This window comes from Prescottella equi, from assembly GCF_020171745.1.
In the GTDB taxonomy this organism is placed as follows: Bacteria; Actinomycetota; Actinomycetes; order Mycobacteriales; family Mycobacteriaceae; genus Prescottella; species Prescottella equi_A.
In genome coordinates this window covers 38,098-50,743 of the sequence record NZ_JAIVAH010000024.1, presented here as the reverse complement: position 1 = coordinate 50,743, position 12,646 = coordinate 38,098, and the positions used below count along the sequence as shown (strand labels likewise).

The window sequence follows — 12,646 nt, the reverse complement described above, 5'->3', positions numbered from 1 at the left end:
AGTCAGAGCGGTGGATCGAACGCCTTGATCGGGGGCAGATCGCCATCGAAGCGCTCGACCTGCACCAGGACGTGCTGACCGGTGCAGCCGTGCGACAGACGCGACGCACCCACGTCGGCGGTGAGCACGTTGGGGTTGCCGTGCACGCACATCGAGTCGGGATCGGCCGGGTCGAGCGGGTCGTACCAGGCGCCCGTGGACAACTGCACCACCCCGCCCCGGACATCGGCGTCGATGACGACGCCGGCGAGACACGCTCCGCGATCGTTGAACACGCGGACCACGTCACCCGCCGCGAGCCCCCGCTCGGCGGCGTCGTCGGGGTGCAGCCGGATCGGTTCGCGCCCGCGAATCTTCGACGCCTGACTGGTCGCGCCGTGGTCGAGTTGCCCGTGCAGACGGGTGCGGGGCTGGTTCGCGATCAGGTGCAGCGGGAACTGCTGCGCGCGTTCGCCACCCAGCCACTCGTCGGGCTCGAACCAACGCGGGTGGCCGGCGCAGTCGTCGTAACCGAAGCCGTCGATGTCGGCGGAGAAGATCTCGATCCGCCCACTCGGCGTGGTCAACGGGTTCTTGCGTGGATCGTCGCGGAAGTCCGAGAACAGCGACAACCCGTCCTCGGTGCGCATCCGCACGTGGCCGCGCCGCCAGAACTCGTCGAACGCGGGCGCTTCCAGATGCGCCGGGTCCGTCAACACGAAGGCGCGCCACTGCTCGTACAGGTGCTCGATCCACTGCTGCGCGGTGCGGCCCTCGGTGAACCGCTCCCCGAACCCGAGCCGGTGCGCGAGCGCCGAGAACGTGTCGTAGTCGTCGCGCGCGCCGGCGTAGCGGGGCACCGCCTGCTGCATCGCGACCAGCAGCGGATCGTTGCGGGTGCAGGCCAGATCGTTGCGTTCGAGCGACGTGGTCGACGGCACCACGATGTCGGCGTGGCGGGCCATCGGCGTCCAGTACGGCTCGTGCACGACGATCGTGTCCGGCCGGGACAGCGCGCGCCGCAACCGGGCCAGGTCCTGGTGGTGGTGGAACGGGTTGCCGCCCGCCCAGTAGACGAGGCGGGTGTCCGGGTACGTGAGACGCCGGCCGTCGAAATCGAACTCCTCCCCCGGATGCAGCAGCAGGTCCGCGATCGCGGCAACCGGGATGAAGTCCGACACCGGATCGGCGCCCTGGAACAGCGTCGGCAGCGGGTACGGCACCGGCGCCAGACCGGGCTCGTTCATCGACCCGTAGCCGTGCCCGAATCCGCCTCCCGGAAGCCCGATCTGACCGAGCATCGCAGCGAGCGTCACCCCCATCCACGGGGCCTGCTCGCCGTGACGGACGCGCTGCAGCGACCACGTCACCGTCACCATCGTCCGCCCCGCGGCCATCCGGCGGGCCAGCGCGACGATCTGTTCGGCCGACATCCCGGACAGCGCCGCCGCCCACTCCGGCGACTTCGGGACGCCGTCGTCGATCCCCAGCAGATAGCGCTCGAACCGGTCGTAGCCCACGCAGTAAAGGTCGAGGAAGTCCTTGTCGTGCAGTCCTTCCGACGCCAGCACGTGCGCGAGGCCGAGCATGATCGCGACGTCCGATCCCGGGATCGGCGCAATCCATTCGCACCGACCGTGCAGGTCGTCGCGCAGCGGGCTGATCGAGACCACCTCACCGCCGCGCTCGCGCAGCCGATCCAGCGCGCTGCGGGTCGGATGTTCGCTGGTGCCACCGCCGTTCACGGCCGTGTTCTTCAGCGGTACTCCCCCAAAGCACACCATCAGATCGGTGTGGTCGGAGATGACGTCCCAGTTGGTGGAGCGGGCGAACAGCTTCCAGTGGGTGCCGACCACGCGCGGCATGATGACGCCGGTCGCGCCCAGCGAATAGGTGTGCACCGAGCGGGTGTAGCCGCCGAGCATGTTGAGGAACCGGTGGACCTGGCTCTGCGCGTGGTGGAATCGGCCGGCGCTGGCCCAGCCGTAGGAACCGCCGAAGATCGCCCGGTTGCCGTGCTGGTCGACGACGCGACGCAATTCGCGCGCCAGCAGTTCCGTCAGCTCGTCCCACGACACGGCCACGAACTCGTCGGCGCCGCGGACGTCGGACGGGCCGGGACCCGACTCGAGCCAGCCCCGCCGGACTGCCGGGCCGGTGATCCGGGCGCGGTGCCGCACCGACCCGGGCAGGTTGCCGAGAATCGGGGACGGATCGGCGTCACCCGCGTAAGGCTGCACGGCGCTCACGTCGCCGTCGGCGGACTCGACCTCGAACATGCCCCAGTGCGCCATGTGCTGGTACCGCGAACTCACGGGCCCAGTCTGCCAGCGGGACTCAGGGCACGATGAAGACGCCCGTTCCGGCGATGAAATCGAAGCCCGACGTCATCGAAGCCGTTGCGAGCCCCGGTCCGGTGTACACGCTGACCGCTTCGCTGACCTGAACCACCAAAGTCCCGGAGGTGCCGGTGCCGAGGTTCCTCCAGTGGACGAAATAGCTGCCCTTGACTGTCGGCTGTCCAGGCTCGGGCGGATACAGGGCGGGGAACGTCACCGTCCCAGGCGCCTCACCGGTGATCACCACCGGGGTGAACGAGCAGGGGAGAAAGAATGTGCTGCAATTCGCGACAATCGGAATCTGGAAGGTGTTCACGGTGGGCGCGGCCGATGCCTGGGGAATCGGGCCTGACGCCAGACCTGCCACGACGCCGGCCGCAATTACTCCCGCACCGAGAAACCGCCGTGACCGTCGCATCGCAATGCCCCTATCGTGGGCCCGCATGTTTGCTCAGAGTACGACAGCCGACCCACCTCGCATCGAGGTACACGAAAACACCCCGCACCTGTGAGGTGCGGGGTGTCGTCGGGTCGAGCGACGTTCGCGACGAGCCACTACAACCCGCCCAGGGGGAGGGAGGGCGTTCGGAAAGCCGGGGCTCAGTCGTCCAAAACCGACCAGCAGTCGTACCCCTTGTTCGGGTTCTGATCCTCCTCGACGGTGCACTCCATGTGGAGTGGCCGACCATTGTTGAAAAGCCGCGGATCATACGTCCACGTCGCGGCCGAGCGCGGGCCACGGAGGTTCGTGTAAATCACCCCTGAGTCCTGCCGGGTGATGGTGTTGACGGCCTCGACGACGTATTCGATCGCGTCCTCGGTCCGCTCGTCCACATCGTCGAACGTCACCACGACGCCCCCCTCCTCCTGGATGATCTCGGGCACCGCGAATGCGGAAGCCGGAGCGGCAAGTGCGATGCCGGCCGCGGCGACAGCGGTGGTCGAGGCGACGAGTGCACGTCGGATAGAGGGCTTCATGTGGAGTCCTTCCAATTGCGGACGGTGTCGAACACCATCGATTGGTAAAAACATACTTCGGTCATACCCATGTGCGGGCCCAAATGAGTTGTACTCGCTGCCAACTCGACGGAAGTCGCGGGTCGTGGACCACGCGGTCTCACGGCACGACGAAGACGCCCGCTCCGGCCATCGCCTGGTCGCGCGCCGCCGTCGACGCGGTCACGAGCCCGGCTCCCGTGAAGACAGTCGCCGAACGGTGCACGCCCAGGCGCGGCCGCAGCGTGGGGAATCGAACCTGCCGCGAGCCCGGCCACGACATCGAGGTACAAACGAGAACACCCCGCACCTTTCCGGTGCGGGGTGTTCTCGTATCAGGTCAGGGCAGCGAGTTGACCAGCTGCTCGACGCTCACGCGCGGACCGGTGAAGAACGGGGTCTCCTCGCGCACGTGCATGCGGGCCTCGGTGGCGCGCAGGTCGCGCATGAGGTCGACGATGCGGTCCAGCTTCGGGGCCTCGAACGCGAGGATCCACTCGTAGTCGCCGAGTGCGAACGCCGGGACCGTGTTGGCGCGGACGTCGGGGTAGGTGCGGCCGGCCATCCCATGATCGGCGAGCATCTTGCGACGCTCGGCGTCGGGCAGGAGGTACCACTCGTACGAGCGCACGAACGGGTACACGCAGATGTAGTCGCCCGGCTCCTCGCCGGCGATGAACGCCGGGACGTGGCTCTTGTTGAACTCGGCGGGACGATGCAGCGCGACGTTGGACCACACCGGATCGCAGGACTGCCCCAGGTCGGTGGTGCGGCGGAAGTCCGCGTACAGCTTCTGCAGATCCTCGAGGCGCTCCGCGTGCGTCCAGATCATGAAGTCTGCGTCGGCGCGGACACCCGCGACGTCGTAGATGCCGCGGACGACGGTGTCGGTGTCCTCGTAGGACGCGAAGAAGTCCTGCGCGTTCTTCACCGCGGCGGCGCGGTCCTCACCGAGGACACCCGGCTGGGCCTGGAAGACCGAGAACATCGCGTAGCGAAGGGTGGAATTGAGCTTGTCGAAATCGAGGCGTGCCATGGCCTCATCCTGCCACTCGGGCCGCGAGCCGTGTCGCGGCCGTCGTCGCCGACGCGACGCAGGCCGGAACCCCGACCCCGTGCAGATAGGCACCCGCCACCTCGAGGCCGTCGATGTCGGCGACCGCGGACTCGATCGCGGCCACCCGGTCCAGGTGTCCGGGCGCGTACTGCGGCAGCCCACCGTGCCAGCGCTGGACGAACGCCTCCACCGGCACGGTCGACACACCGGTCACCGTCTCGAGGTCGGCGCGGGCCATGGCGATGAGGTCGGCGTCGGAAGCGTCGACGACCGCGGCGTCCCCGAACCGGCCGTAGGACGCGCGTACCAGCGTGACGTCCCGTTCGGCCAGGTGCGGCCACTTGCGGCTCGACAGCGTGAAGGCCTTGGCGCCCAACGACTCCCCCGTCGCGACGAGGATGCCGGAGTTCTCCGGAACGCCGGTGTCGTCCGGCAGCGCGAGCGCGACGACCGCGGACGACGCGAGTTCGATACCGGCGGCCGCGTCGGACAGGCCGGGGACCGCGTCGGCGACCAGACCGACCATGTCGGGTGCGGGCGCGGCGAGAACGACGCCGTCGACGTGCCCGAGCGGGTCGAGCCACCAGCCGTCGCCGTCCCGGCGCAGACCGGTCGCGGCGGCGTCCAGGATCGTGCGCGGCCGGCCCGCGGCGCGCAGCGCGTCGAGCAGCGTGCCGTAGCCGTCGCGCAGGGTTCCGAACACCGGTCCGGGCGACGGCGTCGGCAGCGCTGCCGTGACGGCTGCGGTGAGGCTCGTCGCACCGCCGTCGAGCGCGGCCGCGAGCGTCGGCAGCGCGGCCCGGACGCCGATCGAGTCGGACAGTCCCGAGTAGACCCCGCCCAGCAGCGGGTCGACGGACCGGCGCACCACCTGCTCGCCGAACCGGTCGCCGACGAGTGTCGCGACGTCGACATCGGCGGACGGATCCCAGTCCAGCGGCACCGTCGGCTCCGCCGTGATGCGCGCGAGGGTGTCCGCGTCGACGAGCCCGGCCACGGACTGCGCGGTCGACGGGATACCCATGAGCGTCCGGGTGGGCAGCGGGTGCAGCGCACCCCCCGACCAGAGGAGCGGTTTCCGGCCGGCGGGATGGACCAGCTGGTCCTCGATGCCGAGTTCGACGATCAGCTCGGCGACCTCGGGCCGCCGGGCGATGAACGCCTCGGCGCCGACGTCGACGGGTCCGTCACCGAGGGAGACCGTCCGCAGCTTGCCGCCGAGCCGCGATCCCGCCTCCACGACGGTGATCTCGGCGTCGGCGCCCAACAGCTGACGCAACCGAAATGCGGCGACGAGCCCGGTGACGCCGCCACCGACGACCGCTACCGAGACGCGCCCACCGGTCACAGCGAATGCACCAGCTCCACGACGTCGGTCAGGATGGCCGGATCGGTGTCCGGGAGGACCCCGTGTCCGAGGTTGAAGATGTGTCCGGTGGCGCCGGCGGCGACGGCGGCGTCCGCCTCGCGACAGATGCGCCGGACCTCCTTCTCGGTCGCATCCCAGCCGGCGAACAGGACGGCCGGGTCCAGGTTGCCCTGGAGCGCCTTGCCCGGGCCGACACGCCGCGCGGCGACGTCGAGCGGGATGCGCCAGTCGACACCGACGACGTCGGCACCGGCCTCACCCATCGCACCGAGCAGCTCACCGGTACCGACACCGAAGTGGATGCGCGGCACGTGCGCGGACTCGACCTCGGCGAACACGCGCTCGGAGTGCGGCATCACGAACTCGCGGTACTCGGCCAGCGACAGCGCGCCCGCCCACGAGTCGAACAGCTGGACCGCGTCGACACCCGCGTGCAACTGGGCCTGCAGGAACGCGATCGTGATGTCGGTGATGCGGCCGAGCAGCGCGTGCCACGTCTTGGGGTCGGCGTGCATGAGCGCCTTGGTGCGCTCGTGATTGCGACTCGGACCGCCCTCGACGAGGTACGACGCGAGCGTGAAGGGTGCGCCGGCGAAACCGATCAGCGCCGTCTCGCCGAGCTCGGCGGTGAGCAGCCGGACGGCCTGCGCGACCGCGCCGACCTCGTCGGGCACCAGGCGCGGCAGGGCGGCGACGTCGGCCACCGTGCGCACCGGGTTCGCGACGACGGGGCCCACCCCGGCCACGATGTCGAGGTCGATGCCGGCCGCCTTGAGCGGAACGACGATGTCGGAGAACAGGATCGCCGCGTCCACCTTGTGCCGGCGGACGGGCTGCATGGTGATTTCGCAGACCAACTCCGGGTCGAAGCAGGACTCGAGCATCCCGATCCCCGCCCGGATCTCCCGGTACTCGGGCAGCGAGCGTCCGGCCTGACGCATGAACCACACGGGTCGATGCTTCACCGGACGGCCCGTGGCCGCCGCCAACAACGGTGCGTCGTCGAGAACCCGCCTGGCGGGGTACTCGGCGCGCCCGGTCATCCCTGCATTCGTATCTTCCAAGCCGCTCATCGGGGTCCATGCTGCCATGACGCGGCGCCGGGGCAGAATCGGCGCGCCTCCACCGCGCCACCAGGGGAGCCGTCTAACGTCCGCTGGTGTGACGACCCCGGGATTACCCAACGAACCCGCACCGTTCCGCGCCGCCGTCGACGCGATGAACTCGGCCGCGGGTCACCCGGATATCGAGGTCGGTCCGATCCGTCCGCCGCAGCGTCTCGCGCCCTTCAGCTACGCGATCGGCGCCGAGGTGCGGCACGACGAGACCGCGCCGGTCGCGGAACAGTCGGAGGGCGACGCCTTCGGACGTCTGATCCTGCTCTACGACCCCGACGGCGACGAGGCCTGGAACGGCACGATGCGCCTGGTCGCCTACATCCAGGCCGACGTCGAACCCGCGCTCGCCGCCGACCCTCTGCTTCCCGAGGTCGCCTGGAGTTGGCTGGTCGACGCGCTCGACGAGAAGGCCGACGAGATCGTCGCGCTGGGCGGCACCGTCACCGCCACCAGTTCGGTGCGCTACGGCGACATCGCCGGCCCCCCGCGCGCGCATCAGTTGGAGTTGCGCGCGTCCTGGACCGCGACGTCGACCGCCCTCTCGTCCCATGTCGAGGCGTTCTGCGACGTCCTCGCCTATGCCGCGGGCCTGCCCCCGGCCGGCGTCACCAAGCTCGGCAAGCGGGGTCGTTAACCCGCGTCCTCGCGTGCGCGCCCACTCTCGTCGCGCTGCGATGCCCGAGCCCAGCCCAGGAAGTCGGCAACCCCCTGCACGACGGCGGCGCTCCGGATCGACGGGAAGATGTCGAACGCGTGCTGCGCGCCACGCAGTTCCGCGTACGCGACCGGGTTCTCCGACACCTCACGCAGCCGGCGTACGAACTCCCGCGCCTCGCCGACCGGGATGAACGAATCGCTCGTGCCGTGCACGACGAAGAACGGCGGCGCGTCCGGACGCAGGTGGTTCAGCGGTGACGCGGCCTCGTAGTCCTCGGGGAAGCGCGCCTTCTTGCCGAGCACCATCGGCATGAGACCGGACTCGACGCGCTGGCGCGTCGCCTTGATTCCGGTCTCACCGGTGAAGTCGTAGACGCCGTAGTGCGGCGCGCACGCCTGGATCGACGTGTCGGCATCCTCGAAGCCCGGTTGCAGGCCCGGATCGTTCGCGGTCAGCGCCACCATCGCTGCCAGGTGCCCGCCCGCGGAGCCGCCGGTGACCGCGACGAATCCGGGATCGCCGCCGTAGCGGGCGACGTTGTCCCGCAACCACGCCACCGACTGCTTGACCGCGATCAGGTGCGCCGGCCACACCGCCCGCGGGGAGAGCGGGTAGTTGATCGCCGCGCACACCCACCCGCGCGAGGCCATCTCGAGCATGAGCGGGATCCCCTGGTGGTCCTTGCTCCCGATCACCCAGCCGCCGCCGTGGACCTGCAGGAGGACCGGCGCGTCCGACGGGACGTCGTTGCGGTGATAGATGTCGATCCGGAACCGGCGGCCGCCCGGCGCGTAGGCGAGGTTGCGTACGCGGACCACATCGTCGCGGCGCATCCGGAACGGCAGGGCGAGCTGCCGCCACGGCATCCCGACGGCCGGAGTCGGCTCACCGGCGACGGACCGGTAGTCGGGCCCGAGCGCCGACGTGAGCGCCGATTCGACCTCGAGGCGGGCGCCGCGGCCGGCCGCGATCACCGCCGCAAGGCCCGCGGCCGACATGCCGGCGACCGCGAGGCCTGCGACGTCGCCCTTGGTGCGCACGCCTCGGCGGGCGACGTGGAGGGCGGCGTCGGCCGCGGTTGCCGCGAGCAACTGCGGAGCAAGCTCGGCAGTGAGCCAGCCGGCCAGGAATGTGGGCACCGACAGCGGCATACCGGGAACCGGACGAAGCGCATTGGCGGTCAGTCCGGCGGTTGCCACCTGCCGTAACAAGAACCTGTTACTGATCCTCATAAACCTATTCAACCATGACCTTTGTCACAACGCACACGGTGAATTGGAACAGGTTCTACCGTTAGCTGCATGGAGAGACTCAGTGGAATGGATGCCAGCTTCCTCTACCTTGAAACCCCGACGCAGATGCTCCACGTGTGCGGCCTGATCATCCTGGACGGGTCGACCGTCCCGGGTGGCTATTCTTTCGCGAAACTGCGTGACGAACTCGCGATTCGCGTAAAAGCCATGCCGAGTTTCAAGCGGCGCCTCGCGGACAGCCGTTTCAATCTGGATCACCCGGTGTGGGTCGACGACACGGACTTCGACATCGACCGGCACTTCCACCGGATCGCCGTGCCGGCACCCGGCGGCCGCGACGAGCTGTCCGAGCTGTGCAGCTCGATCGCCAGCCAGCCGATGGACCGCTCTCGGCCGCTGTGGGAGATGTTCGTCATCGAGGGCCTCGAGGACGGCTCCGTCGCCGTCATGTCGAAGATGCATCACGCCAACGTCGACGGCGTCACCGGCTCCAACCTCATGTCGCAGCTGTGCGGGCTCGAACCCGACGCTCCTCGCCCCGACTTCGATCAGATCCCCGAGGGCGCCGGCCGCGCGAGCACGCTCGACATCGCAGTCGGCGGTCTGATGTCGTTCGCGTCCCGCCCCCTCAAGTTGGTCAAGCTGCTCCCGGAGAGCGCCACGCTGCTCCCCCGCTGGATCGGCCGGGCCCGCAAGGGCGAGGCGATGCCGACGCCGTTCACGGCGCCGCGGACCTCCTTCAACGGCGCGATCACCGGACGCCGGACGCTCGCCTACAAGGAACTGAGCCTCGACGACGTCAAGCTCGTGAAGAACACGTTCGGCGTGAAGGTGAACGACGTCGTGCTGACCCTGTGCGCGGGCGCGCTCCGCAAGTACCTCGAGGATCGCAACGAGCTCCCCGACAGCTCGCTGGTCGCGACGGTGCCGGTCTCGGTGCACGACAAGTCGGATCGGCCCGGCACCAACCAGATCTCGGTCATGTTCACCCAGCTCGGCACGGAGATCGCCGATCCGGTCGAGCGGTTGCACTTCATCGCCGAGCACAACGCGATCAACAAGAACCATCACGCGGAGTCGTTGGGCGCGACGCTGCTGCAGGACTGGGCGCAGTTCGCCGCGCCGGCCACGTTCGGCAGCGCGATGCGCGTGTACTCCAAGCTGAAGCTGGCCGAGCGGCACCCGGTGGTGCACAACCTGGTCGTCTCGAACGTCCCCGGGCCGCCGATGCCCCTCTACTTCCTGGGTGCACGCATCAAGCAGATGTACCCGCTCGGACCGGTCTTCCACGGCGCCGGACTGAACGTCACGGTGATGTCACTCGAGGGCCGGCTCGACGTGGGCCTCGTCTCGTGCAAGGAGCTCGCGCCCCGGCTGTGGGACCTCGCGGACGCCTTCCCCGAGGCCCTCGCCGAGCTGGTCAGCGCTGCACGCGCGCAAGCACCGAAGAAGAAGCAGCCAGCAGTCCCTCGGTGAACGGACCCGCGTTCATGACGCAGGACGAATGACCGCAGTCCACCTCGTACGTTGCGGCGCCGGCGATCTGGCGGGCGAGCCAGCGCTGGCGCCGCGGCGGGATGATCAGGTCCTTGGTGGGCACCACGACCGCGGTCGGGACGTCGATGTCGCCCACCCACGCCGTCGAATCGAACTTGCCGATCTCCGCGGTCGCCCGGCCGATCGCGCCGTAGCTCGTCTCCCGGAACTGGGCGTACGCCCACACCCGGTCGCCACCGAACCGCGGCCCGCCGACCGGTACCGGGCCGGGGCGTGGCTTGAGGGCCCCCAACCCGTAGCTGAGGGACTCGAGCGCCACCCGCTCGCGGGAGTTCCGCTTGAAATGCGCGGCACCGGCACACAACACCAGGCCCGCGACGCGATCGCGGTGCCGCTTCCACGTCAGCTGCGACACCAGCGAGCCCATCGAGTACCCGACCGGGACGACGCGGTCGAGGCCGAGCACGTCGGCCAGCGCGGCGACGTCGTCGGCGCAGTCCTCCAGGGTGAACCGCTCCGATCGGATGCCGCGCCCGTGCCAGCGCTGGTCGAGCACCACGACACGCGACTTCTCGGCGAGCTTGGCGATCGCCGGGTACCACGTCAGCGTCCCGGTGCACGCGAGCGCGTGCAGGAGCACGAGCGTCGGCTTGTCACTGTTCCGTTCGGTGGCGCCCGTGTCGATCACATAGGTGCTGCCACGCCCCGGTAACTCGACCATCGATCCGACCGGCACCTCGCCGACGGGAGCGACGGCGGCCGCAAGGTTGACCATCGAACTACCTCTCGATTCGTTTCCCGCCCCGCGGGCGATACCCACGAACGAGACCGGCAAAACTGGAACTTGTTCTACCTCATACCCCGGGACGACGCGCGGCATTCCGGCATTCCGGCCGAAGCCCCCGACCACCCGGGCCACGCCTACCGGCGCAATCGCCGTCGAAGAGTGTTCTTGGTCACACGTCCAACTCTTTGCCGAAATCCGGCCGGACACGCGTCCGCCGACATGGAAATCGTTCCTGCCCACGTAGAGTTCTGCCCTATGCCAGACAGCACCGAGCCCACCACCCCCGTGCCCCTGCTGGTTCCGGCCGACGGTGTGCCACCGGTGATCGAGACCGCGGCCGGCGTCCGCGACGCCGCCGAACGACTCGCGGCCGGGACCGGCCCGCTGGCCGTCGACGCCGAGCGCGCCTCCGGCTTCCGGTATTCGTCGCGCGCCTACCTCGTCCAGCTCCGCCGCGAGGGCGCCGGTTCGTTCCTGCTCGACCCGATCCCGACGGTGGACGACCTCGAACCACTCCGCGAAGCGATCAACGGCCTCGAATGGGTGCTGCACTCCGCCGACCAGGACCTGCCGTGCCTGGCCGAACTCGGCCTCGAACCGGCCGCCCTCTTCGACACCGAACTCGCCGGGCGCCTCGCAGGCTTCGATCGGGTCGGGTTGGCCGCGATCGTGGAACGCACGCTCGGACTCGAGCTCCGCAAGGGCCACGGCGCCGCCGACTGGTCCACCCGCCCGCTCCCGGACGCCTGGCTCAACTACGCCGCGCTCGACGTCGAGGTCCTCCTCGAACTGCGCGACGCGATGGCGAAGGAACTCGCCGAGCAGGACAAGACGGAATGGGCCGCACAGGAATTCGAGCACGTCCGGCTGGCCGGGCCGCCGCAGCCCAAACCCGACCGCTGGCGGCGGACCTCGCAGATCCACAGCCTCAAGAGTCCGCGCCAGCTCGCCGCGGTGCGCGAACTGTGGACCGCCCGCGACGAGATCGCCCGCAAGCGCGACATCTCCCCCAGCCGGATCCTGCCGGACTCGGCGATCGTCGCGGCCGCGACCGCAGACCCCAAGACCATCGACGCCCTGCGTGCGCTCCCGGTATTCGGAGGTCCGCGTCAGCGCCGGTCGTCGCGGATCTGGCTGGGGGCGCTCGAGCGCGCGCGAGCACTGCCGCAGGACGAGTTGCCCCCGATCAACCAGCCGTTCACGGGCCCGCCGCCGCCGAGCCGGTGGGCCAAGCGCGATCCCGAAGCGGCAGCGCGCCTGGCCGCGGCGAAGGCGGGGATCACGGAGCTGAGCGAGCGCGTGCACGTGCCGGTCGAGAACCTGCTCAGCCCGGACCTCGTGCGCCGGGTGTGCTGGGAACCGCCCGCGACGCCGTCGATGTCCGATGCCGACGCGGAGGCCGCCGTCGACGCTGCGCTCACCGCGGCCGGGGCACGTCCGTGGCAACGCGATCTGATGACGCCGATCCTGGTCGACGCCATCCGCACGGAGGCCTGACCAGCAGATACGAGCTGTCGGTCGCCCCGTATGTTACTGGCGGGTAATTAGCGCTACAGTGGTGCGTGTCGGGTCATCGCACCCGCGTGACCGCAT

At 69.8% G+C, this 12,646-nt stretch carries 12 protein-coding genes; 3 read left to right on the top strand and 9 right to left on the bottom strand.

Annotated features, from left to right (window positions below):
* Nucleotides 1-2: 2 nt before the first annotated feature.
* The 7 genes from LCL87_RS20355 to hemE form a co-directional block, all read right to left on the bottom strand.
* Nucleotides 3-2,273, bottom strand: a complete 2,271-nt coding sequence (locus LCL87_RS20355) for a molybdopterin guanine dinucleotide-containing S/N-oxide reductase (RefSeq protein WP_225023285.1) — start codon at nucleotides 2,271-2,273, stop codon at nucleotides 3-5.
* Between the two features lie 43 nt (nucleotides 2,274-2,316).
* Nucleotides 2,317-2,685, bottom strand: a complete 369-nt coding sequence (locus tag LCL87_RS20350; protein ID WP_225023223.1) for a hypothetical protein — start codon at nucleotides 2,683-2,685, stop codon at nucleotides 2,317-2,319.
* A 233-nt stretch (nucleotides 2,686-2,918) separates the two neighbouring features.
* Complete coding sequence (locus LCL87_RS20345; protein ID WP_225023215.1) at nucleotides 2,919-3,296, bottom strand: hypothetical protein; 378 nt, start codon at nucleotides 3,294-3,296, stop codon at nucleotides 2,919-2,921.
* A 139-nt stretch (nucleotides 3,297-3,435) separates the two neighbouring features.
* On the bottom strand, nucleotides 3,436-3,597 hold the full coding sequence (locus LCL87_RS20340) for a hypothetical protein (RefSeq protein ID WP_225023213.1): 162 nt from the start codon (nucleotides 3,595-3,597) through the stop codon (nucleotides 3,436-3,438).
* Between the two features lie 57 nt (nucleotides 3,598-3,654).
* Complete coding sequence (gene hemQ / locus LCL87_RS20335; RefSeq protein WP_225023212.1) at nucleotides 3,655-4,350, bottom strand: hydrogen peroxide-dependent heme synthase; 696 nt, start codon at nucleotides 4,348-4,350, stop codon at nucleotides 3,655-3,657.
* A 4-nt stretch (nucleotides 4,351-4,354) separates the two neighbouring features.
* Nucleotides 4,355-5,719: a protoporphyrinogen oxidase gene (locus LCL87_RS20330; protein ID WP_225023210.1), complete on the bottom strand. Its 1,365-nt coding sequence runs from the start codon at nucleotides 5,717-5,719 to the stop codon at nucleotides 4,355-4,357.
* Complete coding sequence (gene hemE, locus LCL87_RS20325; protein WP_225023208.1) at nucleotides 5,716-6,783, bottom strand: uroporphyrinogen decarboxylase; 1,068 nt, start codon at nucleotides 6,781-6,783, stop codon at nucleotides 5,716-5,718. Before hemE ends, LCL87_RS20330 begins: the two co-directional genes overlap by 4 nt.
* A 118-nt stretch (nucleotides 6,784-6,901) precedes the next feature.
* On the opposite strand from hemE, the gene LCL87_RS20320 reads away from it, so the two are divergent.
* A complete protein-coding gene (locus LCL87_RS20320) occupies nucleotides 6,902-7,492 on the top strand; it encodes a DUF3000 domain-containing protein (RefSeq protein WP_225023206.1) in 591 nt (196 codons plus the stop codon).
* Here LCL87_RS20320 and LCL87_RS20315 read toward each other — a convergent pair.
* Nucleotides 7,489-8,715 (bottom strand): alpha/beta hydrolase, encoded by a 1,227-nt coding sequence (locus LCL87_RS20315; RefSeq protein ID WP_225023198.1) that lies wholly within the window; start codon nucleotides 8,713-8,715, stop codon nucleotides 7,489-7,491. The two genes, LCL87_RS20320 and LCL87_RS20315, sit on opposite strands and share 4 nt — an antisense overlap.
* A gap of 102 nt (nucleotides 8,716-8,817) precedes the next feature.
* On the opposite strand from LCL87_RS20315, the gene LCL87_RS20310 reads away from it, so the two are divergent.
* The gene (locus tag LCL87_RS20310; RefSeq protein WP_225023196.1) at nucleotides 8,818-10,245 is read left to right on the top strand and encodes a WS/DGAT/MGAT family O-acyltransferase; all 1,428 of its coding nucleotides are present in this window, start codon (nucleotides 8,818-8,820) and stop codon (nucleotides 10,243-10,245) included.
* Here the strand turns inward: LCL87_RS20310 and LCL87_RS20305 are convergent.
* Entirely contained in the window at nucleotides 10,190-11,041 is an 852-nt protein-coding gene (locus LCL87_RS20305) for an alpha/beta fold hydrolase (RefSeq protein WP_225023194.1), read from the bottom strand. The genes LCL87_RS20310 and LCL87_RS20305 overlap by 56 nt on opposite strands.
* A gap of 267 nt (nucleotides 11,042-11,308) precedes the next feature.
* On the opposite strand from LCL87_RS20305, the gene LCL87_RS20300 reads away from it, so the two are divergent.
* On the top strand, nucleotides 11,309-12,550 hold the full coding sequence (locus tag LCL87_RS20300) for a ribonuclease D (protein WP_225023192.1): 1,242 nt from the start codon (nucleotides 11,309-11,311) through the stop codon (nucleotides 12,548-12,550).
* The last annotated feature ends 96 nt before the right edge of the window (nucleotides 12,551-12,646 follow it).